Raw genomic sequence first — 25,023 nt, 5'->3', positions numbered from 1 at the left:
ACTAATGACTAATGACTCAATTACTGCCCTTCAATAATCCCCATCTTTTCCGCGAAATGCGCACAGTAATCACGTAAATCTTCCACAATTAAGGTTTCGTTTGTAGCCTTTAAAAAGCTATCGCCCATGGTTTGCAGCGTTTCGTAGAAAAACCGTTTCATTTCATCAACAGGCATATCTTTTGTCCAAAGATCTATTTTTAAAGTATTTTTATAGTTATGATCCCAAACGGATAAAAACATTGCTTTAGCTGGTACTTTATCCGCATTACCAGAATCAGTACTTTCCCATAGAATGTTATCAGGATTATTTGCCTCGTCTAACTCAACTGTTAGTTTTATTTCTGCTGTCTTCATTTTTTAAAATCGATTATACGATAAAAAGTACGCCGTTTATCAGTTTATTTTTTCGGTTGCAAAGATGCTTATTTTTTGATTTGATTGCACTGATGAATGAATTAGAAAGTTTTTTTTACCCTTGAATTACGCTATTTTTCTGATGATAATGATCAGGATGAGGGTGATAACGATAAAGATAGATTCTACAAGCCAAATCTTCTTCAAATCTTTTAGTGTGAAACGGAAAATTAAATCGGTTACAAAAGTAACCAAGATCAGGCATCCTAAAATAAGCAGATAAAAACCACTCATATCGATCTGTCTTGGTGCAGTATCTTTCGCAGTTAATAGATTAAAAACCGCTAAGCCTAAACCAGCGGCTCCGATAATGTTTAAAGGGGTAATCCTCAGTTTCATTTCACTACTTCTTCTTATCGAAACGTTTACCTTTTTTAAAACTTTTCACTTCTTTTCCAGCCTTAGCTTTAGCTTTTTCTCTTGCCTTCTTATCGATCGCGGCAGCATGTTTTTTCTCATGGAAAGCACCTTTAAAATCAGGATCTTCCTTGCGTTTTTGCATGTCAATTTCCTTGGCAATATGCTGACGTTCCTCATAAGGCGTTTCATCAATGTAAACACCTTCCGGGATTTCAGCTACAGGAATATATTGGCGGATTAGCTTTTCAATTTTACGGATGTAGTATTTTTCAGCATCGGTAGCAAAAGTTATGGCATCACCCTTGGCAAAGGCTCTACCTGTTCTGCCAATTCTGTGCACATAATCTTCAATAATAATAGGTACATCAAAATTTATAACATGACTTACATCGCTCACATCGATTCCCCTACTGGCTACATCAGTGGCCACCAATACGCGGATGTTACCTTCTTTGAAACTATTTATCGAGTTAATTCTGGTATTTTGTCCTTTATTAGCATGAATCACCCGAACATTGTCGGCACCGTATCTTCGTTCAATAAAACTGAAGATATTATCTGCTACTGTTTTAGTTTTACAAAAAATAATCAACCTGGTAAACGCCTCATCATTTTTTAAAAGATGTTGTAACAGATTGATTTTTGTTTTGAAATTTGGAACGTAATATAAGGTTTGCGTTACATTAGCAGCAGGTGTAGCCTGTGCAGATGCCTCAATTACCAAAGGGTTATTTAAGAAATCTCCAGCAATTTTTTGAACTAAATCGCTCATTGTTGCAGAGAACAACAGGTTTTGGCGTTTGCGTGGAACGATTTCTAAAATCCGATGTATCGAACCAATAAAGCCCATATCCATCATTTTATCGGCCTCATCAAGTACCAAAAATTTTAAGCTTTGCGTATTAATATCGCCATCTAAATATAAATCCAGAAATCTTCCAGGCGTAGCAATTAAAATATCAACGCCTTTTGCTATTTGCTCTTTCTGCGTTTTCGGACCAATTCCGCCAAAAATTACCAGCGAGCGCAGGTCTGTATAGGTAGAGAACAGCTTCACCTGCTCAGCAATTTGCATGGCCAGTTCACGTGTCGGAGATAAAATTAAAGCCCTCGGATTTTCACCCTGAGCATATTTTAACTGCATTAAAATGGGCAAAACGAAAGCCGCAGTTTTTCCAGTTCCGGTTTCGGCGATACCAAAAATATCTTGTCCGGATAGCACCGGTGCAATTGCTTTTTCCTGTATCGGGGTGGCAACGGTATAACCCGCATCGGCAACTGCATTTAAAATTTGCCTGTTTAACTTAAATTCTTCGAACGATTTTGCCATAGCGCACAAAGATAGGCTTTTTAAGCCGAAAGGCTTAAACTAGTGTGAAGTTCGGAGTCGTGAGCCGTTAGTCCATAAAGCCAAAATCACTTAAGAGATTTATGGGAAAGCAATTCCAGCATTTTCTTTAATTACGGTAGTCCTGCTATCATTTCAAGCTTTTTTTAACTCCTGTCATTCTGAGGCACTAAGAATCTCTTTCATCGGTTGCAGATGCTTCGTACCTCAGCACGACAAGTATTTTCGGGGTTGCTGCGAATCAAAAAAGTATTTACACTTTATCTCGTTTATTTAAATCAAAACAGCAACATCAAACTTAATTTACACCTTTCATCCGCCCAATCTGGCTACTTTATACTTTTTACTTTATACTTTATACTTCCCACTTTCTACTAAAACACTACCTTTGAAACCATGAATGCTTACCTGATAAAAGCCGCAACAATTGTAAACGAAGGGCAGAAATTTGTTGCCGACATATTAATTAAAGATGGATTTATTACCAAAATCGGTCAAAATTTATCTGCACATAATGCAACCGAAATTAATGCTGAGGGACAGTACCTTTTACCAGGAATGATTGATGATCAAGTGCATTTTCGCGAGCCAGGTTTAACACATAAAGCAGATATTTTTACGGAAAGCATGGCAGCCGTGGCAGGTGGAATTACGTCTTTCATGGAAATGCCAAACACGGTTCCAAATACCTTAACGCAAGATTTACTTGCTGATAAATATGCTATTGCTGCAGAAACTTCATTAGCCAATTACTCATTTTATATGGGTGCCAGCAATGATAACATTGAAGAAGTTTTAAAAACCGACCGAAAAAATGTGTGTGGCATTAAAGTTTTCATGGGTTCGTCAACGGGTAATATGTTGGTTGACAATGAAAAAACATTGGAAAATATTTTTAGCAAAGCGCCAATTTTGGTAGCTACGCATTGCGAAGATGAGGCCACTATCCGCCATAATTTAGCAGAATTTAAGGTAAAATACGGTGACGATTTAACGATAGAAATGCATCCGCTGATTCGTAGTGCTGAAGCTTGTTATAAATCTTCTTCTTTAGCGGTTGAGCTGGCAAAAGCCTACCAAACGCGTTTGCACATTCTTCACATTTCAACGGCGAAAGAAATTGCACTTTTCGATAATAGCATCCCACTGAAAGATAAAAAAATAACTGCAGAGGCTTGCGTTCATCACCTTTGGTTTAATGATCAGGATTACGCAACTAAAGGAAACTTCATCAAATGGAATCCTGCTGTTAAAACGGAAGAAGATCAGAATGGTATTCTTCAAGGTGTCTTAAATGATAATATTGATGTGATCGCCACCGACCATGCGCCACATACCTTGGAAGAAAAACAACAGCCTTATTCACAAGCGCCATCAGGCGGACCATTGGTTCAACATGCTCTGCCTGCTTTATTGGAAATGCATTTACAAGGCAAAATTTCATTAGAGAAAATAGTGGAGAAAACGGCACATAACCTGGCTATTTGTTTTGATATTGAAAAACGTGGCTTCATTCGCGAGGGCTATTGGGCAGATCTAGTTTTGGTTGATTTAAAAGACTCGTGGAAAGTAACCAAGTTGAATAATTTCTACAAATGTGGTTGGAGTCCTTTTGATGGAGATACTTTCCAAGCCAGCGTTACACACACTTTTGTGTCAGGAAATTTGGCCTACCAGAAAGGCAGATTCACTACCGACCAGATTGGCAAGCGACTAACTTTTGCGAGATAGATTTGTTATATTTGTTTATTAAGCAACATCAAAATGGAAACTTTAATTGCACATCCCAAAAACGAAGAACAAGCCACAGCTTTAAAAGCGGTAATGAAAGCTTTGAAAATTGATTTTGAGACCAAAAAGAGCCCATATAACCCAGAATTTGTAAAAGATATTTTGCAAGCCCGTGAAGATATTAAGAATGGCAAAGGTGTAAAAATTGCCGTTGAAGATTTATGGAAGTAATATATGCTCCAAAAGCTATTGAGCATTTAAACTACTGGAAAAAATCTGGCAACAAGGCTATTCAGAAAAAAATTCAGCAATTAATTTTAGCTATTCAAGAAAATCCATTTGAGGGTATTGGAAAGCCTGAACCACTAAAATATGAATTGTCCGGTTCTTGGTCTAGAAGAATTAATGAAGAACACAGAATTGTTTATGAAATTCACGATAACGGAATTATTATCTTGGAAATTCAATCTTTAAAAGGCCATTATTAATGGTATATAAGCATTCGGTATATAAAATATTTTTGGTTTCAATCAGTTTAACTATACTGATTTACATCTTCGGCCTATTCCCAAGCCTTGTTCAAAAATATTATTCAGCAGGCTTTTATCCATACATTTCATCGGGTTTAAGATTTTCATCCTCCATTTTCCCGTTTGCCATTGGTGATATTGTTTACGCATTAATTATTGGTTTTGTCGTTTACAGAATCATCAGGTTTTTCAAAAAAAGAAAATCTTTACAGAGAGTACACAGAATTATAATTCCGCTGCAAGTTTTAAACTTTTGTTTAATTCTTTACATCATTTTCAAATTGGTTTGGGGCTTAAATTACAGTCGAACGAGTGTTAGTGAAGCGCTAGGTATTGGAAGTGAAAAGTATAGCGTAAAAGAGTTGCTTCTTTTGGGCGAATATTTTGTAAAAAAAACAAATGATTTAAAGTTAAAGCAGACGGGAATTCCCGCTTACTCTATCAAGGACTTGGAAATTGGCTCATCAAAAGCTTATCACTTAATGGAGAAAAGGAATTCGTTATTTCGCTATAAAAACCCCTGTTTAAAATCTGTTTTAAGTCCTTATTTAGTGAGCAAAGCAGGAATAGAAGGTTACTATGCGCCGTTAACCGGAGAGGCAAACATGAATATGGCCTTGCCTGATTTTGTAAAACCTTATGTTTCTTGCCATGAAATTGCTCATCAACTAGGCATTTCGTACGAAGATGAAGCTAATTTGCTAGGCTATTTAACTGCAAGTAATAGTCCCGATGTGAATTACCAATATTCGGCCAATTATGAAATGTTAAGGTATATTTTGTTTGAAATTAGAATGAAATCTCCTGATGATTACAAAATACTTCATGATAAATTATCAGAAAAGGTTTTAGATGATTTTAAAACGGAGAAAGAATTTTGGCGAAAATACAACGGCGACATGTTCGGATACATGGATGCCGCTTTCGATAGTTTCTTAAAGCTCAATAACCAACCTAAAGGAATCGATAGCTATCAGGATATTGTGATTTGGCTGTGGAATATTCATAAAAAAGAGTTGAAAGTTAAAAGTTAAAAGTTCCAGGTTGACAGTGCAATTTGAATGGTATTTACGCCCAGAACATACAACCTATAACATACAACTTTCAACTTCTATCCATGTATCGCCTCTCTCGTTCCGAAACTTTGGATTAACTCCCCTTCAAATTCCAACCAGTCTTTCCAGCGTTTATCAACATCAACATCTGTAGAATATTTACGGGCGAAATTTAGAAAAGTAGTGTAATGACCAGCCTCCGAAACCATAAGCTCGTGGTAGAATTTCGCTAATTCTTCATCTTTTATATTAAGCGAAAGCACTCGAAAACGCTCGCAACTTCTGGCCTCAATCATTGCAGCAAACAACAGTCGATCAACAAAAGCCTGGTTTCTGCTACCGTCTTTTTTACTGAACTTGACTAAACGGCCAACGTAATCATCTTTCCTTTCTCTGCTTAAAGTATAACCGCGTTGTTTAATAATTTCAATTACCATTTGAAAATGCTGCATTTCTTCAATTGCAATGGCTGTTAATTCATCAACCAAATCTTGATGCTCAGAGTTTTGAGTGATCAAGGTGATAGCGTTTGATGCTGCTTTTTGTTCGCACCAGGCATGGTCAGATAAAATTTCCTCTAAATTCGATTCAGCAATATTTGCCCAACGTGGGTCTGTTAACAATTTTAATCCTAACATGTGGTGGTGTAATTGAGCTGCAAAATTAAGAATATTTAAGATACGTTTAATATCTCCCGCAGATTTAGAAGATAAACGCAGATCTGGGTTTTTAATCTGCGAAAATCACATTTATCTGCGGGAGCAAAAAAAAAGAGCTTATTTTGTAGAAAATGAGTAGAAGCGCAAAAAAAATATTAATCATTGGATTGGTTTGGCCTGAGCCTACTTCATCGGCAGCGGGAACAAGAATGATTCAATTGGTTGATTTGTTTTTGCAGAAAGGTTATCAGGTCACTTTTGCCTCCGCGGCATCGAAAAGTGATTTCAGTTTTGATTTCTCACCCACTTCAGTAATTGAGGAGCCAATAAAACTAAATGATGAGAGTTTCAATTTATTTCTTCAAAAGTTAAACCCCGATATTGTACTCTTCGATCGCTTTATGGTTGAGGAACAGTATGGTTGGCGGGTTCAGCAGGAATGCCCCGATGCGCTTCGGATTTTGGACACTGAAGATTTACATAGCCTGCGAAGTGCAAGACAGCAAAGTGATAAAAAGCAATCGAAAATCGATTTATTTTCTGATACAGCAAAAAGAGAGATTGCTTCTATTCTACGTTGCGATCTTTCCCTAATTATTTCTGAGGTGGAAATGAAAATTATGGAAGAAACTTTTAAAATTGATCTTTCGTTACTCTACTACCTCCCGTTTCTTGAAAATGAAATTACAGAGGAATCCATTAAAAGCTGGACTCCTTTTGAAGAAAGGGCAGGTTTTGTTTTCATTGGCAATTTTCTACATGAACCGAATTGGAACACTGTTCAGATTTTGAAAACCAAAATCTGGCCAGCATTAAGGAAGAAACTACCTGGCATAAATATGAATATATACGGTTCTTATGCTTCTCAAAAAGTATTACAATTGGAGAATAAAAACGAAAAATTTTTTATTCGTGGAAGAGCCACTGATGCAAGACAAACAATTTCAACGCATAGAATTTTACTGGCTCCTATCCAGTTTGGTGCGGGTGTTAAAGGAAAATTTATCGATGCCATGCAAGTTGGAACGCCATCTATTACCACTTCAATTGGTGCCGAGGCCATGAAAGGTTCGCTGGAGTGGAATGGTTTTATTAAAGACGACTTAGAAAGTTTTATCGAAAAAGCGGCTTTGCTTTATAATGATGAAACCGCTTGGTCTTTAGCTCAAAAAAATGGAATTAAGATTATCAATGAACGATATTCTTCTACGCATTTTGCTGACTCATTTATAAGTGTTTTAGAAAATCTGGATATCCAGAAACATCGTCAGCATAATTTTATTGGTCAGATTTTGAATCATCATACTTTGCAGAGCACAAAGTATATGTCTTTGTGGATTGAAGAGAAGAATAGAAAGTAGTTTGTCTTAGCCAGACAGGCTTCCCACTTTTTCTTGATAAAAATGTACAAAGCCGAGTGTTTTTACCTGTTTAATAGCAGTGTCCAGCTCCCCTCCCTTATTTTCCAAGGAGGGGTTGGGGGTGGTTTGCTTCCCAAAAGCGTTTTACATCTGTCCATAAACCTGATTGACGGGGAAAGCCCAAACTTTTTTCTGTTTGGCTTGTACCAAAAGCAGGGCTGCTTTTCGCGAAGGATTACAGATCCATTCATTTCCAATCAGATTTTGAGATTTTCAGGATAAGAAAGGATTACGGACCAGGATTTTAGGATTGAAAGATGAAACAGAACTTACGGCTTTAATTTTCGGACTTTCCGCCCTCGGACTTACCGGCTTTCTTTACAACATTAAAACATTTCAATCTCTAAACATTGCAACAATCTGCGTAAATTCGCAGCATGGCAAAAATTTCAATTAACCTTGCTACAGGTTCGTTTCAGAAGGAAGAAATTATAGTAGGCATAGATTTAGGCACCACAAACAGTCTGGTTGCTTTTATCAATCCTGATAAAAATCCGCAGGTAATTAACGATGCTGGTAAGGGAATTTTGGTTCCTTCGGTGGTATATTTCAACAGCCAAAACGAAGCAATTGTGGGTAATGAGGCGAAAGAATTCTTAACTACAGATCCTGCTAACACCATTTTCTCGGTGAAGCGATTACTTGGCCGCTCTTACAAAGATGTTGCTGAACACAAAGATATATTTTCTTACAAAGTGATTGATGATGACACAGATGCTTTGGTAAAAATTCAGGCAGGAGATCGTTTTTATACGCCGATTGAATTATCTGCTGAAATTTTAAAAGAACTGAAAGCGAGAGCAGAACATGCTTTAAAAACACCTGTGAATCGGGCTGTTATAACTGTTCCGGCATACTTTAATGATAGTCAGCGACAGGCTACAAGGGATGCTGGAAAACTTGCCGGCCTTGACGTCATGCGGATTGTTAACGAACCAACCGCGGCAAGTTTGGCTTACGGAATTGGGCTTGATCCGACTGAGCAAAAAACCATTGCCGTTTACGATTTAGGTGGTGGAACTTTTGATGTTTCTATCCTCCAAATTCAAAATGGAATTTTCGAAGTTTTGGCTACCAATGGCAACACTTACCTTGGCGGCGATGATTTCGACCGGGCGATTTTAAACTATTGGATTGAAAAAAATAAAATTGATTTTGCAGCGGTTGCTGCGGATAATATTTTAATGCAAACCTTGCGTTTAAAGGCTGAAGCAGCTAAAAAAGCGCTTTCTACGCAAAATTTATACAACGAGCAGGTTGGCGAAATCTGGTGTACTTTGGATAAGAAAACTTTCGAGCAACTGATTACCGCAAAGGTGGATGAAACCATCACTGCTTGTAAAAATGCTTTGAAAGATGCAGATTTAACTTCAGCAGATATTGATGAAGTAATTTTAGTGGGCGGTTCTACCCGTACGCCATTTGTAAAGCAGGCGGTAGAGAATTTCTTTGGCAAAAAACCGCAGGATAATATTAATCCTGATGAAGTTGTGGCCTTGGGTGCTGCTATCCAGGCTGATGTTTTGGCTGGAAATCGTTCTGATATTTTATTGCTTGATGTTACTCCTCTTTCGCTTGGTATCGAAACGATGGGTGGTTTAATGGATGTAATTATCTCCCGTAACAGCAAAGTGCCTACCAAAGCCGGTCGCCAATACACCACTTCGATTGATGGGCAGGTAAATATAAAAATTTCTGTTTACCAGGGTGAACGCGATTTGGTAAAGGAGAATCGTAAACTAGCGGAATTTGATTTGAAAGGGATTCCGGCGATGCCTGCAGGTTTGCCGAAAGTAGATATCAACTTTTTGCTAAATGCTGATGGAATTTTAACGGTACAAGCTATTGAACTCCGTTCGGGTGTGAAGCAGGAAATCGAGATTACACCAAGTTATGGGTTAAGTGATGATACAGTTGAAAAAATGTTGTTGGATAGCATTGAATTTGCGCAAAGCGATGTGGAGCAACGCATGTTGATTGAGGCTCGAAGTGAGGGCGAGCAACTCCTTTACACTGCAGAGCGTTTTATTGAAAAGCATGCTGAACATTTAACAGACGCAGAAATTGCCGAAACAAAAGTTCATATCGAAGCTTTGAAAACTGCTTTAGCCACACAGGAAAAAGATACGATTTTGAAAAAAGCCGATGAGTTGAATGAGTTCACTCGTCCGTTTGCTGAACGTGTAATGGACGCGGCGATTTCCACAGCGATGAAAGGTAAGAAGATAGAGTAAGTCCGAGGTTGGGAGTTGGAAGTCCGATGATATTAATTCTAATTCATTTAAAGCATTTCACTTTGAGCTTGTTTCATAATCATTTGCGCTATATGGAAAAACAAATCTAAATTCATCATTCAATTAAAAACCAATGCTGAGGAATTTGTTTTGTATTATTTTCAGTTTGTTAATTCTATCAAATTGCAGTAACAAAAAGAAAAACAATGAAGAAGAAGAAGAAACCATCATTACCGCACTTCTTCCTGCAATAATTGACTCAACCTGCATGGATTTGAGGATATACGAATTTCGACTACCTGTACCTAAATCAGTTTATGATAAAAATAATAAGTTTATCAGATTTGATTATTCTAATTTAGCAAAAGATTCAATCATCTATAAAGGAAGACTAGATTCTTTAAATAAAGACACGAGTACCTTATATGTGCAGTTTAATCCTATATTAAAAGATGTTGATGAAAAATACAAACAGGAATTATTTTATCACTTCAAAATTAAAGAGGAAAAAGAAAGGCCAAGAAATGAAACGCTAACAATTCCTTACCAAAACATCAAAACCAAAAAGAAATTTAAACTTCAAATTTCTTCAAAAATGCCAAAAATTAATAAGGCCAATGGTGTTTTTAGCAATTATGGTTCAAGTTTTTCCGGTTCGTTTTCTATCTCTAGAATTTATTTTGACATGGAAAGGAATTTTGGAGTTCTAACTGTTGGTTATTTCTGTGGAACGAGATGTGGAGAAGGGTTTACCATCTTTATTAAAAAAGTAAGCGATAAATGGATAATCGATGAAATTGTAAATACTTGGATTGCTTAATGACAATGAATTTTCTTACCATACATCAAAACTTCTCTGCCCCTAACCTATTAACTTTGCTATATAAATTTTAGCAATTATGGAATTAGGTATCGGCATGTTCGGCGATTTGCAAGTTAATGCAAAGGGAGAAATTCAACCCGCCCAACAAAGACTTCAAGAAATTATAGAAGAAATTAAATTGATGGATGAAGTAGGATTAGATTTCTACGGCATCGGTGAACACCATCGTCCTGATTATGCAGTTTCGAGTCCGGAGATTATTTTGGCTGCAGCCGCAACAGTTACCAAAAATATTAAGTTAAGTAGTGCAGTATCGGTTTTGAGTTCTTCAGATCCAGTAAAGCTCTACCAAAATTTTGCTACTATTGATTTAATTTCAAACGGCAGAGCCGAATTAATGGCTGGTCGCGGGAGTTTTATCGAATCTTTTCCATTATTCGGGTACAATCTTCAGGATTATGATGAACTTTATGAAGAGAAATTAGCGCTGCTTTTAAAAATTAATGAAGAACCAAAAATAACCTGGAAGGGAAAATTCAGGCCCGAGCTGGTTAACCAGCAGGTTTTACCACGGGCTGTTAATGATCATTTAAAGATTTGGGTGGCCGTTGGCGGTACACCGGAATCGGTTGAACGTGCCGGACGATTGGGTTTACCCGTGATGTTTGCGATTATTGGTGGGCAGCCTTCGCAATTTAAACCGCTATTTGATTACTACAAAAAAGTTTATCAGGCTTACGGGCACGATATGAGTAAATTTGAAGTTGGTGTACATATGCACTCACTATTTGGCGAGGATAGTCAGGAAACAGCAGATTATTATTATCCTTTATACTCCGCTCAGATGAATAGAGTTGGAAAAAGCCGTGGTTGGCCTCCGTTCCAAAGAAATCAATTTGAAGCTGGCAGAAGTGCTAACGGCGCTTTGATTATTGGCGATGCCGCTGAATCTGTTGATAAAATTCTTGCTATGGAAGAAACCTTTGGCTTAACCCGTTTCTCAGCACACATGGACGTCGGCGGACCATCACATGCGGCAATGATGAAATCGATAGAAATCTTCGGAAACAAAATCGCCCCGGAAGTGAGAAAAGCTTTGTCGAAATAGTCTCAGATCGTCCTTTCGAAATGAGCTTTCGCGATTGAGAAATCTTTGAAATGGCAAACACTGGTTTTTAAAAATCCTTGGCTTGGCTCAAAGAAAGCATGTAATAAACGCTTAATATTTATTGTCTTTCGAAATCAGATTGACGAAAGTATAAACATAACAACCTATACAAACGCCTAGTAAGCTTTCGAGCAAGGCAAAAATTATCATTATTGCAGTTAGCGTTAAGGCCACTGTTGAAAAATTCAGTATAAATGTCGCGGTAATCAATAGGCAGAAAACAAAGCCCATGGTTGCCGCGAATTTCTTAGGCGCTAAATCAGTCATTTTTGGCTTTAAGCTCAAAGCCTTAGCTAAATTAATGGCTATGAACTTCATCGGACTAAATTTTCCAGAACTAAAGGCCCGTAAAGCAAAATCTATAGTTAGGAAAAACATAACCCAATAATTTGAGAATATAACACAGCCAATTGCAATGCATGCAACCATAAATGCAATCAATCTAACCACATTTTCATTTACTCTTTCTGCTGAGATGGGACAGGATATTTCCATTTATCTTTTTTTCAAACCTACCAATTTAAATACACCAATCGAATATTTTCCTTAACCTTGTAAAATTCATTCCTATATTTAATAAATTAACGACTACCGAAAATATAGAATGGATAATTCAGAGAGATTAAACTTCCTTTTAATGAAGCTCGAAAATTTATTGCTTAGGCAACAAGGTTTTGAGGCAGAAATAGAAGCTTTAAAACAAGAAGTAAGGGCTTTACAATCGCCAGGCGCTGCTAATGTTCAACCCTTAACACCAGTTGCCGAACCTATTCTTTCACCTCCGCCTAGAAATACTCCACCAAGTACGGTAAATCAAAATAACCCTGCACCACAAGCTGCTCCAAGTCCATTCCAACCGCCCGTAAATCAACCGCAAAGTAATTTCGCAGATCGGTTTACACGTGAAAACATGGTTAAATCGGATTTTGAGAAGTTCATCGGAGAAAATCTGATCAGCAAAATTGGTATTCTCATATTAATTCTTGGCGTGTGCATCGGGGCAAAATACGCTATAGATCATGATATGATCAGCCCGCTCACCCGGATTGTTTTGGGCTATGCGGTCGGAGCCGGATTAATGGCTTTCGCAATTAAACTGAAAGAGAAATATGAAAACTTTTCGGCTGTATTAGTCAGTGGTGCCATCGCCATCATGTATTTTATTACTTATGCAGCTTATGATTTCTATTCGCTTATTCCGCAAGCATTAGCATTTCTGTTGATGGTTGTCTTCACTTCTTTTACTGTTGTAGCTGCCATAAAATACAACAAGCAGGTTATTGCCCATATTGGTTTGGTTGGTGCTTATGCTGTTCCATTTTTGCTCAGCGATGGTTCAGGAAAGATTGGCGTATTGTTTACCTATATGGCTATCATCAACATCGGCATCCTGATTTTGAGCTTTAAAAAGTATTGGAAGCCACTTTTTTATGCATCTTTCAGTTTAACCTGGATCATATTTCTTTCCTGGCGATTAAATTTAAGAGGTGAAGAAGATCATTTCGCCATATCGCTTTTATTTTCTTCAGTGTTTTTCATCATTTTTTACATTACCAATTTAGCTTACAAGGTGTCAAAAAAGGAAATCTTTGGCTTTAGTGATGTCGTTATTTTGCTTTTGAATTCTTTCATTTACTACGGAATCGGATATTTTATTTTAGCTGCTAACAAAAATAGTGTTGAATTACTAGGGCTTTTTACGCTCGCAAACGCCGTGATCCACTTTATAGTAAGCTTAATTATTTACAAGAAGCAGCTTGCTGACAGAAACCTATTCTATTTGATTTTAGCCATGGTGATCACTTTTATTACGATGGCTGTTCCGGTGCAACTTAATGGCGGTTGGGTAACTATTTTCTGGGCAGTTGAGGCCGCTGTACTCTTCTATTTGGCAAGGGTTAAAGGCATTGCTATCTACGAAAAGCTATCATTTCCATTAATATTTTTAGCGTTCTTTAGCCTTTTAGAAGATTGGGCAAGGTTTAACGACATAAATTATGGAAATGCACCACATGTACTTCCATTTTTAAATGTCAGCTTTTTAACTGCCTGTATCTTCATTGGTAGTTTTGCCTGGATGCTGAACATCAATACTAAGGAAACCGAAAAATCTGGCGATTGGCTCTGGATAAGAAGCATTTTGAATTATGCGCTTCCATCAATTCTGGTTCTAACTGTTTACATTACTTTCCGAATAGAAATAGTTCGTTATTTCAGTGGTTTATTAGAGTCAACAAAAGTTACACTCCGTCAAAGAAATGGTTTTGACGATGCAAGCCATGCTTTTAATTATAATTATGAAACCCTTACAGCGGCCTGGCTTTATATCTATTCTATGTTTTTTGCCGCTGCGCTAACCTTTCTAAATATTAAAAAAATTCAGAAAAACGAACTAGCCATTGCAAATCTTATCATCAACCTGATGATGATTTTACTTTTCCTAACTAATGGATTATACACGCTTAGTGAACTGCGTGATAACTATTTATCAACCGAAAACGAATATTTTAATATCAGTTCATTTAATATTGTTATCCGATATATATCGATAGCATTTTTTGCACTCCTTATTGCTCAATGTTATTATTTGCAAAACTCAGGGCTGCTTAAAAAGAACTTCAAAACTATGTTCGAGTACCTGCTTTACATTTCAATTTTATGGGTTATTAGCAGTGAGTTGATTAACATTTTGGAGCTATCTGGAACAGATAAGAGTTACAAACTTGGTTTGAGTATTCTTTGGGGGATTTACTCCTTATTCCTCATCGGAATGGGAATTGCAAAAAACAAAAAACATTTAAGGATTGGGGCAATAGTATTATTCGGCATAACGCTAATTAAACTTTTCTTTTATGATATTTATTCGTTGAGTACAATCGCTAAAACTGTGGTTTTTGTCTCGTTGGGAGTGCTTTTACTTATAATTTCTTTTCTCTACAACAAATACAAACATTTAATTATTGATGATGTTAAAACTGAAAATTAGTATTCTTTTAGTGTTTTTGCTTGGTCATGGAATTGCTCAAGCTCAAACCAGCAGCTATAAATTTAAAAGAGATATTAGCGGTGTTAATTCAATTTGGCATAGCATAAAACTACCCGAACAACTGTATGCAGCCGAAAATAAGGGCTTCCAAGACTTAAGAATTTTTGGTGTGAATGGAAAAGATACCACTGAAGTTCCTTATTTACTAAAGCAGCGGGTAGATCAATTTATTTCGAAGGAAGTAGACTTTAAAATAATTAATAAAAGTTCGGATTTAGGCCTCTATTATTTCACATTTCAAGCCAATGCTGCGACTACAATTAATCAGATTAATTTATCATTCAAACAAAGTAATTTTGATTGGCAGGCTACTTTGGAAGGCAGTAACGATGACTTAAAATGGTTTTCTATTTTGAAAGATTACCGCATTCTTTCAATTAAAAATAATGATACTGATTATCAGTTTACTAAATTGAGTTTTCCCGATTCAAAATATCAGTATTTCAGAATGGCCTTGAAAAGCCCGGTTCAACCTGAATTATTAGAAGCAAAAATTTTTAAAACCGATACTATAAATGGCACTTATCAGGATGTAAAATATAAGGCTTATAATTTATATAATGATGCAAAAGCTAAGGAGACAGTTATAACCGTTGATTTAACTCGTCTAATGCCAGTATCAAATTTAAAGCTTAATGTTAACAACGACTTTGACTTTTATCGATCTTTTAAAATCGAATACGCAACTGACAGTGTCAAAACAGAAAAGGGCATGCAATATAATTATGCTGAGTTATATAACGGGACTTTGAGTTCCCTTGAGCCCTCAACATTTAATTTTCCAAATACCATTGCCTCGAGACTAAAAATAACCATCCAAAATAACGACAACAGACCTTTAAGCATAAGCGGCCTAGAACTGAAAGGAAATATCTTCGAACTGGTTGCTCGTTTCGATAACCCAACTCTCCAGTACGCTTTATACTATGGAAATAATACAGTTGCTGCCCCAAATTATGAAATTGAAAAATTTGAAAGTAAAATCCCTTCTGTTTTAGCTGCTTTAACCATCGGCAAAGAGCAGCAAAATCCAGCGTATGCTGAAAAAATTGAGAAACCATTATTTGAAAACAAGGCTTGGTTATGGGTTTTAATGGCAGTTATTATAGCATTGTTAGGTTGGTTTTCATTTAAAATGTTGAGGAATTAAGATCGTATTAAAAAGAAAGTTAAGCATAACATAGAAAACTCGATATGCTAAGAAGTTTGATATTTCGTATTAAATATATAGAGACAAATACAGAGATCATTTGATAGATTAAAAACATGAAGAATATTTTTCAACCCGCAGTAACTAAAGAAGTTATTGAAAGAATTAACAAATTAAGCCCAAATACTTCACAGCTTTGGGGTAAAATGAACGTTTCTCAAATGCTGGCACATTGCAATGTAAGTTACGAATTGGTGTATGATACCAAACATGCAAAGCCTAATCCATTTATGAAATTCATCATGAAAGCTTTTGTAAAGAACATTGTCGTAAGTGAAAAACCTTATAAAAGAAATAGCCAAACTGCGCCATCGTTCGTAGTTACTGATGAAAAGGAATTTGAGAAAGAAAAAAATCGCTTAATTTCTTACATCAATCAAACGCAAGAGTTAGGCGAAAATCATTTCGACGGAAAAGAATCACACTCTTTTGGAAAGCTAACCAAGACAGAATGGAACAATATGTTTTACAAGCACTTAGACCATCACTTAAATCAATTTGGCGCTTAGAATTTGATTAATTTATGTAAATTCATAGTATGAAAAGATTAACGATTTTAATTATGTTAATCATCCCTTTCATTCTATGCACTTCCTGGGGTTTCTTTGCGCACCAAAGAATTAACAACCTTGCAATTTTCACCCTTCCGCAAGGCATGATCGTATTTTACAAGAAAAATATAAAGTTTATCACTGAACATGCAGTAGACCCTGATAAACGAAGATATGCTGATACCCTGGAAGCACCCAGGCACTATCTTGATGTAGAAAACTATGAGAAAGATATCGATAGTATTCCTGAAAAATGGAACGATGCATTAGCGAAATATGGTCAAAAACATCTCAATACAAATGGGATAGTGCCATGGCAAATCCAGCGTACCTATTTTAGTCTGGTAAAAGCATTTGCTAGTCGTGATTCGATAAAAATCTTAAAATACTCTGCAGATTTAGGTCATTATATCGGCGACGCTCACGTACCGTTGCATACTACTGCAAATCACAACGGCCAATTAACAAATCAAGTTGGCATTCATGCTTTTTGGGAGAGTAGATTACCGGAGCTATTTGCTTCGAATTATAACTTTGTTGTCGGCAAAGCGAAATACATTGAAAATCCTTTAAAAGATGCCTGGAAGATCGTTAAACATACCCATAGCTTGGTAGATACGGTTTTGACTTTAGAATCAAACTTGGCAGCAGCTTTTCCTTCCGATAAAAAATATAGCTTTTCTGAACGAAACAATACCGTTTTAAAACAGTATTCCGTTGAGTACTCAAAGAGGTATCATGATCAAATGAATAAGATGGTTGAGCGACAAATGCGATCTGCTATTATAGAAATTGGATCATTTTGGTATTCGGCCTGGGTAGATGCAGGACAACCGGAGCTTAAGAACCTGGTGAAGCTAGAGCTTGACCCCGCCGAAAAACAAGCAGCCGAAGAGGGGGAAAAGAAATTTCTGCAAGGCACCGTGATTGGGAGAGAACTTTAACTTAGGCGTAAGCATAAATGAAAAAGCCGCAAATAAACAGGTAAATCTGCTTATTTGCGGCCTAAAGTATCAAACTAATATTTTAGTCTTCTTTAATTTCTTCTTCGATAATCTCTTCAACTTTTTTCTTTGAAAAAATTGACTTCAAAGCACCATAAATTACAGGTAAGAAAGTTCCAACTGCAATGATTAGCACCAAAACTTCAAAATTCTTTTCTACAAAGGGAATTTTACCCAGCAGATAACCTGCAAACAATAAACTCGCAATCCAGGCAATACCCCCTAAAATATTGTAATAAGTAAATTTACCGAACGACATTCTTGCTGCTCCAGCCACAAATGGCGCAATAGTTCTGATGATTGGTAAAAAACGGCTAAAAATAATGGCTTTAGCACCGTGTTTTTCAAAATACTCATGCGATTGGTGGTAATATTTCAACTTGAGAATTTTGTTATTTTCTTTAAATACTTTGATTCCAAAATATTTACCAAGTTGATAGTTAACGGAGTTGCCTAAAATAGCAGCAGCAATTAAAATAAAAAGCATAAACCAAATGTTTAAGCCAGTTCCATCGCCAGCCACCAAAGCACCTACAGCAAATAACATGGAATCACCCGGTAAAAACGGGGTAACCACAAAGCCAGTTTCAGCGAAAATAATAATGAAAAGAATCAGGTAAGTCCAGGTTTTATATTCCTGCATAATTACTTCTAACGTTTCTTTTGTATTAGTGAGTAATTGTATAAGTAAGTCGAAAAATTCCAAGTGATGTTAATTTTAATTTGTCAAAAGTATGAATATCGAAGGGATAATGGAGAACTGTTATAGGAATTAATTATTTGCCACTAATCGCTCTTTAAGCTTTCCATTTTTGGCACCCTCAATAATTACAGTGTAGACTTTGCCTTTTGCAAAGTTGGTGTATGAAATCGAATCCTGCACGCCTGCAGAGTCAACCAGATTTAGTAGGATCGAAGTGTTACTCTTGCCTACATCAGAAATTTGTTTATAGCTTGTTTTTTCTCCATAACCAATGCTTTCTACAATCTTTCCACTTTTATCTTTAATATCTACTTTAGAGCCTAATGTGTGGCCTAAATTAATAAACATGATCTGTGCTACGTTATTATTTTGCCTAACGGTATCTTGATAAATAATCATTTCTGGTTTTGTGGTAGGCAAAGTGTTTTTTATCGTGTAATAAATTGAATAATTTTTACCTAACGCAAAACTTTGTTTCACAGAACTGTTCGTAACGCCGGTAACGCTATTTCTTGAATCAATTAGATATTCTTTATCACCTTCTACAACAAAATACGAAGTATTGGTACTTGTTGCCAAAGCCGAAACGCCAGTAACACTATTAAATAAAGCTTGATTGAAATAAAAATTTTGAGAGGTATCAGAAATGACTGTGTTAAATATCCTCACCTTCGCATCTCCAACAATTGAATTATCGTTTTTAATACAAGCACTAAATAAAACAACGGTAAAAATTAAAATTATCAGCTTTGAAGAAGTCAAAAAATTACGTCTTTTCATAAAAAGGAATACTGTTGTTATAAAACGTAAAGATAATGGAAAGCATATAAACTTATGAATTAATTATCAGTTATAATGTGGGCTTCTAAAGCTGTGGCTGTGCTTCCACTAAACCAGATGGTGTAAATTTTTCCTGCTTCAAGTAAGGTTCCATCGATGGTTTTAATACTTCCCGAGCCTACAACATTATACCTAAGGCTCATTCCAGCATCCACCTGAAAGTAAGTAGATGCTTCTTTGTAGAGTAAACCGTTAACAAATTGAGTGCCCGCTTGAACGCTGACATTTATGCCCGTTAAAAAAAAAGGGGTTAAGTTAATGAGTTTAATTTTCGCTTTGCCCGCTTCGGTATTGCTTAAATTATCCTCAAAAGTTATAATTTCTCTCGCTCCGGTACGATTACCAACTAAAAATGTAGAGTAAGTTAAAGATGGAGTAAAATTAAAGACTGATTCTGTTGGGAGATTTGCTGAACCCATGAATTTAACACTTCTGCTTCCTGAAACAATTTTTAAATAATCAGTTGATTCAGTAAAGGCAATTGCAGTAGTAGAATTCTTTTGGCCATCTACGTAAATATCTTGATTGGCTTCTGTTAAGGTAGCATTTATGAATTTAACTTTAGCCTCTCCCTTTACTACTACATTGGGATCTGGTTTTTTACAGGCTATGATGCAGTTAACAAATAGGACGAAGCATAGAAAGAGGGAGCGTTTGGTAAAGATTTTCATAGTTAGATTATTTGGTCGGTAAACAAAGATGGCTCGGTCAAAAACCAAGCCACCTTTAATATTCTAACTTTTGAAACTATATTTTAATAACTGTTGTTAAGCATTACAGGCATTACCAACATCAATACATCTTCATTTTCATCGTTGGTTTGAGGAATCAAAAGTCCCGCTCTATTTGGTGTAGATAATTCCAAAGTAACCTCATCCCCACTCAAATTGCTCAACATTTCGATTAAGAAACGGGCATTAAAACCAATTTCAAGATCTTCGCCATCGTATTGGCAGCTTAAACGCTCATGTGCTTCGTTAGCAAAATCCAAATCTTCTGAAGAGATATTCAACTCGCTACCGTTAATTTTTAGTCTTACCTGGTGGGTAGTTTTATTAGCGAAAATAACTACGCGGCGTAGAGTATTTAGAAATAATCCCCTGTCTATAACCAGTTTATTAGGATTGTTTTGAGGAATTACTGCTTCATAATCAGGATAACGTTCGTCTATTAAACGACACACTAAGTTGATATTTTCGAACTTAAAGAATGCACTTGTAGCATTATAATCAACTGACACATTGATATCTGTTGATGGCAAAGCTGCCTTCAAAAGTGTTAAAGCTTTTTTGGGCAAAATAAATGATGTTGCTTTATCAGCTTTACTATCCATTCTGCGGTAGCGAACTAATTTATGTGCATCAGTTGCCACAAAAGTAATATGCTGAGGAGATAACTGGCAGAATACACCAGTCATTGCCGGGCGTAACTCATCGTTACTCACTGCAAATATCGTTTTGGTAATGGCTTCAGTTAAAACTGATGCAGGCAAATTAACGGATGATGCATTTTCAACCACAGGGATTTTCGGAAAATCATCACCATTTTCACCACTTAGTTTATATTTTCCGTCGCCAGCACTAATTTCTATTGCGAAAGAAGTATCATCAATATTAAAAGCAATTGGCTGATCCGGTAACGTTTTAAGTGTATCTAATAAGATTTTAGATGGAACCGCAACCTTTCCCTCCTCCTTTGATTCTACAGCCAAAGCAGTTGTCATGCTCGTTTGTAAATCGGTTGCAGAGATCGTTAAGTTTCCGTCTTTAATTTCGAAAAGAAAATTTTCTAGTATTGGTAAAACCGTACTGCTGCTTGACGCACCATTTACAGTTTGCAAGTGTTTTAATAAAGTTGATGTGGATACAATAAATCTCATGATATCATTTAGTCTTCTTCAAAAATATAAAAATTATTTAGCGTACTTGTATTTGCGGTAATAATGTTGAAAAATTGCAAAGAATATTAACAATAGCATTGGCGCAACTACATTTATAAACTGCCATTTGGTTTTTTCGAGTTTAATTTTCGCTTTATCCAACAACCTTATTTTAACTTCTTTATCGCGTAAGCTAATTAAGTTATCATCATCGGTAAAATAATCTACTATATTTAATAAAAGGGCTTTATTACCGAATGTGCGCTGCGAATAACGATCGAAACCTAGGGGAAATGCAGAACCATCTTTTTCTGAAACCTGATTTTTAAAAATGTCACCATCTCCTAACACAATCATTTTTGAAGATTTACTGTTGGCGACATTTGTGTAAGGCTGATCAATCCCCGCAGGTAGTGGCCTGCCTGCAAAAACTGATGGGAAACTGCCCTCTAACATCAAACCAACATGCTGTGGCGAACTTTGAAACTCACGCGGATCTAGTTGCTCTGCAATCATCTGCAAACTAAAAGGTTTAGGCAAATTATAGATCTTGTTATATGGCGAAGTAGTTAAAATATAAGATTTTTGAACACCTTTTACGCCAATTGTATCTACTGTACTTGGAAATTCAGATTTAATTCCGTCTAATTTCTTTACCACGCTGTGAGTGGTATCGGGAAGTAGAATTGGATAATAAATCCAATGCATCAACTGCATTTGACTTTGGCCGCCAACTGCTCCGGTTGAAACCGGAATTTCAACATTGTTCGCGGGATCGGCGATGATATTGTAATTTACCCTGGCGCCATACATAAACAGCATATCATCTAAATTCAAGTCTCTTGCCGTTGCCAGCTGCCCGTTTTGAGTCCTTAAATTTTCTAAATCGGCATTATTTTGATCGATGCTCCAAAGCACACGACCGCCATTCATTACAAAATAATTTATTTTATATTTCTCAGTTTCTGTAAAAGGTTTTTTTGGCTTCGCGATGATCATCATGTTCAGCTTATCCAAACCTTCTTTAGTGATCGTATTTAAATTGACACGGCCTACAATGTAATTATTGGCTAAGGTGACTCTTGCATCCTCCAACTCTAAATCGGTCAATTCGTCGTTAGATTCCGTAAAACCAATTCGCGGATTGTAACCGTTGAGCACCTTTTTTAAATTAGAAGTAAAGGTATATTCTAAATTTTCTATCGATCGATTAATATTTTCTTCATAGCCACCTGCAACATTAAAGTTTTGCAGCAGTTTAACCGGCATTTGTTTCCCATCAACCTCAATTACAGCTGCCGGAACAACAATTTTTTCGGTGGTACCGCTCTCGGTTTTTAACGCTGTTCTTGTAGCCTCAATCCCATCCTGGGCCATATTGTAAATTACGGTATCTTGCTCTTCAACTGTTAACCCAGCTAAAGGATCTATATAAACCAGTTTCACTTCAGCAGTGGAATAAGCTTTAAAATCAGAAAGTAAATCTTTAACTCCTGCTTGCAACCGTTTAAAAGCTGGTGGAAGCTGACCATCTAAAAACACGGTAATCGTAATTGGTTTTCGGTTATTGGTTAAAAGTGTTTTCGTTTTTTCGCTTAAAGTGAAGCGTTTATCTGCAGTAAAATCGAAGCGATGAAAAAAATAATTACCTGCTACATTTAGCAAAACTAAGGCTGTAATAAATACAACTGAGTTTGTCCATTTTTTATTTTTAGCCATTATCGTTTCCCTCCTATCACTAACTTGGTAAAAAATAAAAACAGGCAAGAGGCTGTGATGAAATAGATTAAATCTCTGGTATCTAACACACCTCTACTAATGGAGTTATAATGTTGATTGATTCCTAACTTGGTAATAAAACCTTCTATGTTTTGAAGCGAAATAAGTTGACTGCTGTAATCGAAACCCAAGAAAGCGAAAGCACATAAGGCCGCACAGATTACGAAAGCAACAACCTGATTTTTCGTTAACGCTGAAGAAAATAAGCCAATTGATGTAAAGGTTGCACCTAATAAAAACAAGCCTATATAAGATCCGATTATCGCTCCAGAATCTACATTGCCTTCCGGAAATCCCAGTTTGAATAACGAATAAGCATATATTAAAGTCGGGATCAATGAAAATAATATCAATACTAAGCTGGCTAAGTATTTTGCGATAATGATCTGCCAAATGGTAATTGGCCGGGTAATAAGCAATTCGTAGGTCCCTTCACGTCTTTCTTCAGCAAAAGATCGCATGGTAATTGCAGGAATAAGAAACATAAATAAATAGGGAACCAGGCTGAAGAAGCCACCTAAATCAGCATATCCATAATCAAGAATGGAGGTATCAGGAAAAAACCAAAGCAAAAGACCAGAAACCAATAAAAAAATGCCGATGGTGATGTAAGCAACCATCGAACTTAAAAAACTGAATAACTCGCGTCTAAAAACTGCGTACATGTGCTAATAAAACGTCGAAGTTAACCATTTATTTGAGCATATTAAAGATGATTTCGAAGTAAATAAGCCTTAAATAATTCCCTAACATTAGTAATACTTTCGTAACTCGGTTTTATAAAACCAATGCCCGGATGGTCCTGATCCGAAGTTATAAAACGAAATGATCAACAACAGGGTTGTAATTATTCATTTTAAACAAAAAAAGCTTCTTGAAATTAATCAAGAAGCTTCTAAATATGATGGTATTACTTAGAAAGAATAACCCAGGCCTACTGAAAATACTTTATTTTTGAATTTAACATCTACTTCACTTGGCTCATCAATAACGCTACTTAAACCTAATCCATAACCAGCATGGATATTTAATTTATTATTGAATTGAAAACCAGCTAAAAAGTTTAATCCAAATTCTCCGCGTTTGATACCATCATTTGAATCGAATTCGATTTTTTCCTTTTCAGAACCATATTTAACGTTTCCACTTAAAGCATAAGCAAAATAAGGGCCTGCGCCAATGAATACTTTCCCTGCATTATTCACTTTAAAATTTGCAAGAACGTTTACTGGCAACTCCAGATAATTTAAGTTTAAAGTAGCTGACTCATTAGTTAAATCTGATTCTTCGAAATCGAAGGTTTCGCCGCCCAGTTTGCTTCCCTTTCCAATAAAACTTAAGCCCGGTTGAATGGAAATAATGTCTGACAATGCAAATTCTGCTGTTCCACCAACATAAAATGATGTTTTTGAATCGAAACCGATTGATGTACCTCCAGCAGAAATACTCATGCTTGGGAAAGCAACACCCGCTTTTACGCCAAAGGTTACAGGTTTACTTGTTTGAGCTGATGCTGCATAGCCCATGCCAGCAAGCATTAATAAAGATAATAATGTTTTTTTCATTTGATTTTTGATTAAACGTATATTTAGTTGATGCAATAGACGTTAATTATCATCAAATAGTTACGCAAATCGGTCGAAAAAAATTATATCTACCTGATTATCAGAAACAATAATATCAAATCAAAAAAATTAATTTAATAGTGCCAATTCTATTTATTACTCTACAGGCCAAAAACATAGGCAACCCGAATACCTGCAAATCCTTTTGAGCTAGAATTGTTAATACCCAAAATGTTGGTTTCATTTTTACCTGCCCAAGCTTCGTAACGGATGCCAATATCCAGTTTATTGCTGCCAGACAATTTGAATTGGTTCCCTATTCCGGGCGACCAGATAAATACATTTCGTTGGCTGTTAATGGACAACCCTGCTCCTACCTGAGCTTCAGCATAAAAACTTTGGTTTTGGTATTTAACCCCGCCTTTAAGTGGGATAAAGGTTAAATCGCGTAGATTAATTAATTGGTTGCGTTTTCCGAAGAAATTCATAAAACCTGCATTAACGGTTAGCGCTAATTGTGATGACACTGGAAATTCTGCCTTTGCAGATGCGCCCAAACCTATTCCAGATAAACTGAGAAAATTTCCAGATGGAAGTCCAAATTCGGCACCGATGCTGATATTAGAAGAAGTTTGTGCTTTCGCATTTAGGCATAAAAAAAGGATAGCAAGGAGAGCCAAGAAACGTACTTTAAACATAGA

The 25,023-nt window shown here is 36.3% G+C and carries 25 protein-coding genes; 12 read left to right on the top strand and 13 right to left on the bottom strand.

Annotated elements, in window-relative coordinates:
- Nucleotides 1-20 precede the first annotated feature (20 nt).
- The 3 genes from gldC to ACZZZC_RS08250 form a co-directional block, all read right to left on the bottom strand.
- On the bottom strand, nucleotides 21-356 hold the full coding sequence (gene gldC / locus ACZZZC_RS08260) for a gliding motility protein GldC (RefSeq protein WP_010602534.1): 336 nt from the start codon (nucleotides 354-356) through the stop codon (nucleotides 21-23).
- Between the two features lie 126 nt (nucleotides 357-482).
- On the bottom strand, nucleotides 483-755 hold the full coding sequence (locus tag ACZZZC_RS08255; RefSeq protein ID WP_463486912.1) for a hypothetical protein: 273 nt from the start codon (nucleotides 753-755) through the stop codon (nucleotides 483-485).
- Nucleotides 756-759: 4 nt separating this feature from the next.
- Nucleotides 760-2,106, bottom strand: a complete 1,347-nt coding sequence (locus ACZZZC_RS08250; protein ID WP_463486911.1) for a DEAD/DEAH box helicase — start codon at nucleotides 2,104-2,106, stop codon at nucleotides 760-762.
- A 414-nt stretch (nucleotides 2,107-2,520) separates the two neighbouring features.
- Between ACZZZC_RS08250 and ACZZZC_RS08245 the strand changes: the two genes are divergently transcribed.
- The 4 genes from ACZZZC_RS08245 to ACZZZC_RS08230 are packed head-to-tail and all read left to right on the top strand — an operon-like array spanning nucleotide 2,521 to nucleotide 5,419.
- A complete protein-coding gene (locus ACZZZC_RS08245; protein ID WP_463486910.1) occupies nucleotides 2,521-3,855 on the top strand; it encodes a dihydroorotase in 1,335 nt (444 codons plus the stop codon).
- Between the two features lie 33 nt (nucleotides 3,856-3,888).
- Complete coding sequence (locus tag ACZZZC_RS08240; protein ID WP_463485635.1) at nucleotides 3,889-4,086, top strand: DUF2683 family protein; 198 nt, start codon at nucleotides 3,889-3,891, stop codon at nucleotides 4,084-4,086.
- Nucleotides 4,077-4,343, top strand: coding sequence for a Txe/YoeB family addiction module toxin (locus tag ACZZZC_RS08235; protein ID WP_463485634.1), 267 nt, complete (start codon nucleotides 4,077-4,079; stop codon nucleotides 4,341-4,343). The genes ACZZZC_RS08240 and ACZZZC_RS08235 overlap by 10 nt, the downstream gene beginning before the upstream one ends.
- A complete protein-coding gene (locus ACZZZC_RS08230; protein WP_463485633.1) occupies nucleotides 4,343-5,419 on the top strand; it encodes a DUF3810 domain-containing protein in 1,077 nt (358 codons plus the stop codon). Before ACZZZC_RS08235 ends, ACZZZC_RS08230 begins: the two co-directional genes overlap by 1 nt.
- A gap of 77 nt (nucleotides 5,420-5,496) precedes the next feature.
- Here the strand turns inward: ACZZZC_RS08230 and ACZZZC_RS08225 are convergent, their stop codons facing one another.
- Complete coding sequence (locus tag ACZZZC_RS08225) at nucleotides 5,497-6,078, bottom strand: MiaE family protein (RefSeq protein WP_463485632.1); 582 nt, start codon at nucleotides 6,076-6,078, stop codon at nucleotides 5,497-5,499.
- A gap of 152 nt (nucleotides 6,079-6,230) precedes the next feature.
- Between ACZZZC_RS08225 and ACZZZC_RS08220 the strand changes: the two genes are divergently transcribed.
- The 4 genes from ACZZZC_RS08220 to ACZZZC_RS08205 all read left to right on the top strand — a co-directional run bounded on the left by ACZZZC_RS08220 (nucleotide 6,231) and on the right by ACZZZC_RS08205 (nucleotide 11,685).
- A complete protein-coding gene (locus ACZZZC_RS08220) occupies nucleotides 6,231-7,460 on the top strand; it encodes a glycosyltransferase family 4 protein (RefSeq protein ID WP_463485631.1) in 1,230 nt (409 codons plus the stop codon).
- Nucleotides 7,461-7,897: 437 nt separating this feature from the next.
- Complete coding sequence (dnaK, locus tag ACZZZC_RS08215) at nucleotides 7,898-9,754, top strand: molecular chaperone DnaK (protein ID WP_463485630.1); 1,857 nt, start codon at nucleotides 7,898-7,900, stop codon at nucleotides 9,752-9,754.
- A 133-nt stretch (nucleotides 9,755-9,887) separates the two neighbouring features.
- Complete coding sequence (locus ACZZZC_RS08210) at nucleotides 9,888-10,574, top strand: hypothetical protein (RefSeq protein ID WP_463486909.1); 687 nt, start codon at nucleotides 9,888-9,890, stop codon at nucleotides 10,572-10,574.
- A gap of 79 nt (nucleotides 10,575-10,653) precedes the next feature.
- The gene (locus tag ACZZZC_RS08205; protein WP_463485628.1) at nucleotides 10,654-11,685 is read left to right on the top strand and encodes an LLM class flavin-dependent oxidoreductase; all 1,032 of its coding nucleotides are present in this window, start codon (nucleotides 10,654-10,656) and stop codon (nucleotides 11,683-11,685) included.
- 111 nt (nucleotides 11,686-11,796) lie between these two features.
- Here ACZZZC_RS08205 and ACZZZC_RS08200 read toward each other — a convergent pair whose 3' ends face one another.
- Entirely contained in the window at nucleotides 11,797-12,240 is a 444-nt protein-coding gene (locus ACZZZC_RS08200) for a DUF4395 domain-containing protein (RefSeq protein ID WP_463485627.1), read from the bottom strand.
- A gap of 142 nt (nucleotides 12,241-12,382) precedes the next feature.
- On the opposite strand from ACZZZC_RS08200, the gene ACZZZC_RS08195 reads away from it, so the two are divergent.
- From ACZZZC_RS08195 to ACZZZC_RS08180, 4 genes are all read left to right on the top strand, one after another.
- Nucleotides 12,383-14,731, top strand: coding sequence for a DUF2339 domain-containing protein (locus ACZZZC_RS08195; protein WP_463485626.1), 2,349 nt, complete (start codon nucleotides 12,383-12,385; stop codon nucleotides 14,729-14,731).
- Nucleotides 14,709-15,941: a hypothetical protein gene (locus ACZZZC_RS08190; RefSeq protein WP_463485625.1), complete on the top strand. Its 1,233-nt coding sequence runs from the start codon at nucleotides 14,709-14,711 to the stop codon at nucleotides 15,939-15,941. The genes ACZZZC_RS08195 and ACZZZC_RS08190 overlap by 23 nt, the downstream gene beginning before the upstream one ends.
- 116 nt (nucleotides 15,942-16,057) lie before the next feature.
- Nucleotides 16,058-16,510 (top strand): DUF1569 domain-containing protein, encoded by a 453-nt coding sequence (locus tag ACZZZC_RS08185; protein ID WP_463485624.1) that lies wholly within the window; start codon nucleotides 16,058-16,060, stop codon nucleotides 16,508-16,510.
- Nucleotides 16,511-16,539: 29 nt separating this feature from the next.
- The gene (locus ACZZZC_RS08180; RefSeq protein WP_463486908.1) at nucleotides 16,540-17,496 is read left to right on the top strand and encodes a zinc dependent phospholipase C family protein; all 957 of its coding nucleotides are present in this window, start codon (nucleotides 16,540-16,542) and stop codon (nucleotides 17,494-17,496) included.
- Nucleotides 17,497-17,578: 82 nt separating this feature from the next.
- On the opposite strand, the gene ACZZZC_RS08175 is transcribed toward ACZZZC_RS08180, so the two are convergent.
- The 8 genes from ACZZZC_RS08175 to ACZZZC_RS08140 form a co-directional block, all read right to left on the bottom strand.
- Nucleotides 17,579-18,262, bottom strand: a complete 684-nt coding sequence (locus ACZZZC_RS08175) for a VTT domain-containing protein (RefSeq protein WP_463486907.1) — start codon at nucleotides 18,260-18,262, stop codon at nucleotides 17,579-17,581.
- A gap of 66 nt (nucleotides 18,263-18,328) precedes the next feature.
- Nucleotides 18,329-19,039 carry a hypothetical protein gene (locus ACZZZC_RS08170; RefSeq protein WP_463486906.1) on the bottom strand — a complete coding sequence of 237 codons (711 nt, stop codon included), beginning with the start codon at nucleotides 19,037-19,039 and terminating at the stop codon, nucleotides 18,329-18,331.
- 59 nt (nucleotides 19,040-19,098) lie between these two features.
- Nucleotides 19,099-19,770, bottom strand: coding sequence for a DUF4397 domain-containing protein (locus tag ACZZZC_RS08165; protein ID WP_463486905.1), 672 nt, complete (start codon nucleotides 19,768-19,770; stop codon nucleotides 19,099-19,101).
- 83 nt (nucleotides 19,771-19,853) lie between these two features.
- On the bottom strand, nucleotides 19,854-20,978 hold the full coding sequence (dnaN, locus tag ACZZZC_RS08160; RefSeq protein WP_056851361.1) for a DNA polymerase III subunit beta: 1,125 nt from the start codon (nucleotides 20,976-20,978) through the stop codon (nucleotides 19,854-19,856).
- A gap of 33 nt (nucleotides 20,979-21,011) precedes the next feature.
- Nucleotides 21,012-22,697: a gliding motility-associated ABC transporter substrate-binding protein GldG gene (gldG, locus tag ACZZZC_RS08155; RefSeq protein ID WP_463486904.1), complete on the bottom strand. Its 1,686-nt coding sequence runs from the start codon at nucleotides 22,695-22,697 to the stop codon at nucleotides 21,012-21,014.
- On the bottom strand, nucleotides 22,697-23,422 hold the full coding sequence (gene gldF, locus ACZZZC_RS08150) for a gliding motility-associated ABC transporter permease subunit GldF (protein ID WP_463486903.1): 726 nt from the start codon (nucleotides 23,420-23,422) through the stop codon (nucleotides 22,697-22,699). The genes gldG and gldF overlap by 1 nt, the downstream gene beginning before the upstream one ends.
- Nucleotides 23,423-23,671: 249 nt before the next feature.
- Nucleotides 23,672-24,322 carry a porin family protein gene (locus ACZZZC_RS08145; protein ID WP_463485616.1) on the bottom strand — a complete coding sequence of 217 codons (651 nt, stop codon included), beginning with the start codon at nucleotides 24,320-24,322 and terminating at the stop codon, nucleotides 23,672-23,674.
- Between the two features lie 161 nt (nucleotides 24,323-24,483).
- Nucleotides 24,484-25,020: a hypothetical protein gene (locus tag ACZZZC_RS08140; RefSeq protein WP_463485615.1), complete on the bottom strand. Its 537-nt coding sequence runs from the start codon at nucleotides 25,018-25,020 to the stop codon at nucleotides 24,484-24,486.
- Between the last annotated feature and the right edge of the window lie 3 nt (nucleotides 25,021-25,023).

The sequence above is a fragment of the Pedobacter sp. AC212 genome, assembly GCF_979258625.1.
Note: the sequence above shows the minus strand (reverse complement) of the source record. Positions and strands in the feature narration are given on the sequence as shown.

Coding starts and splice junctions, on each gene's coding strand:
- gldC (WP_010602534.1), bottom strand. CDS start 356: ATGAAGACAGCAGAAATAAAACTAACAGTTGAGTTAGACGAGGCAAAT.
- ACZZZC_RS08255 (WP_463486912.1), bottom strand. CDS start 755: ATGAAACTGAGGATTACCCCTTTAAACATTATCGGAGCCGCTGGTTTA.
- ACZZZC_RS08250 (WP_463486911.1), bottom strand. CDS start 2,106: ATGGCAAAATCGTTCGAAGAATTTAAGTTAAACAGGCAAATTTTAAAT.
- ACZZZC_RS08245 (WP_463486910.1), top strand. CDS start 2,521: ATGAATGCTTACCTGATAAAAGCCGCAACAATTGTAAACGAAGGGCAG.
- ACZZZC_RS08240 (WP_463485635.1), top strand. CDS start 3,889: ATGGAAACTTTAATTGCACATCCCAAAAACGAAGAACAAGCCACAGCT.
- ACZZZC_RS08235 (WP_463485634.1), top strand. CDS start 4,077: ATGGAAGTAATATATGCTCCAAAAGCTATTGAGCATTTAAACTACTGG.
- ACZZZC_RS08230 (WP_463485633.1), top strand. CDS start 4,343: ATGGTATATAAGCATTCGGTATATAAAATATTTTTGGTTTCAATCAGT.
- ACZZZC_RS08225 (WP_463485632.1), bottom strand. CDS start 6,078: ATGTTAGGATTAAAATTGTTAACAGACCCACGTTGGGCAAATATTGCT.
- ACZZZC_RS08220 (WP_463485631.1), top strand. CDS start 6,231: ATGAGTAGAAGCGCAAAAAAAATATTAATCATTGGATTGGTTTGGCCT.
- dnaK (WP_463485630.1), top strand. CDS start 7,898: ATGGCAAAAATTTCAATTAACCTTGCTACAGGTTCGTTTCAGAAGGAA.
- ACZZZC_RS08210 (WP_463486909.1), top strand. CDS start 9,888: ATGCTGAGGAATTTGTTTTGTATTATTTTCAGTTTGTTAATTCTATCA.
- ACZZZC_RS08205 (WP_463485628.1), top strand. CDS start 10,654: ATGGAATTAGGTATCGGCATGTTCGGCGATTTGCAAGTTAATGCAAAG.
- ACZZZC_RS08200 (WP_463485627.1), bottom strand. CDS start 12,240: ATGGAAATATCCTGTCCCATCTCAGCAGAAAGAGTAAATGAAAATGTG.
- ACZZZC_RS08195 (WP_463485626.1), top strand. CDS start 12,383: ATGAAGCTCGAAAATTTATTGCTTAGGCAACAAGGTTTTGAGGCAGAA.
- ACZZZC_RS08190 (WP_463485625.1), top strand. CDS start 14,709: ATGATGTTAAAACTGAAAATTAGTATTCTTTTAGTGTTTTTGCTTGGT.
- ACZZZC_RS08185 (WP_463485624.1), top strand. CDS start 16,058: ATGAAGAATATTTTTCAACCCGCAGTAACTAAAGAAGTTATTGAAAGA.
- ACZZZC_RS08180 (WP_463486908.1), top strand. CDS start 16,540: ATGAAAAGATTAACGATTTTAATTATGTTAATCATCCCTTTCATTCTA.
- ACZZZC_RS08170 (WP_463486906.1), bottom strand. CDS start 19,039: ATGAAAAGACGTAATTTTTTGACTTCTTCAAAGCTGATAATTTTAATT.
- ACZZZC_RS08165 (WP_463486905.1), bottom strand. CDS start 19,770: ATGAAAATCTTTACCAAACGCTCCCTCTTTCTATGCTTCGTCCTATTT.
- dnaN (WP_056851361.1), bottom strand. CDS start 20,978: ATGAGATTTATTGTATCCACATCAACTTTATTAAAACACTTGCAAACT.
- gldG (WP_463486904.1), bottom strand. CDS start 22,697: ATGGCTAAAAATAAAAAATGGACAAACTCAGTTGTATTTATTACAGCC.
- gldF (WP_463486903.1), bottom strand. CDS start 23,422: ATGTACGCAGTTTTTAGACGCGAGTTATTCAGTTTTTTAAGTTCGATG.
- ACZZZC_RS08145 (WP_463485616.1), bottom strand. CDS start 24,322: ATGAAAAAAACATTATTATCTTTATTAATGCTTGCTGGCATGGGCTAT.
- ACZZZC_RS08140 (WP_463485615.1), bottom strand. CDS start 25,020: ATGTTTAAAGTACGTTTCTTGGCTCTCCTTGCTATCCTTTTTTTATGC.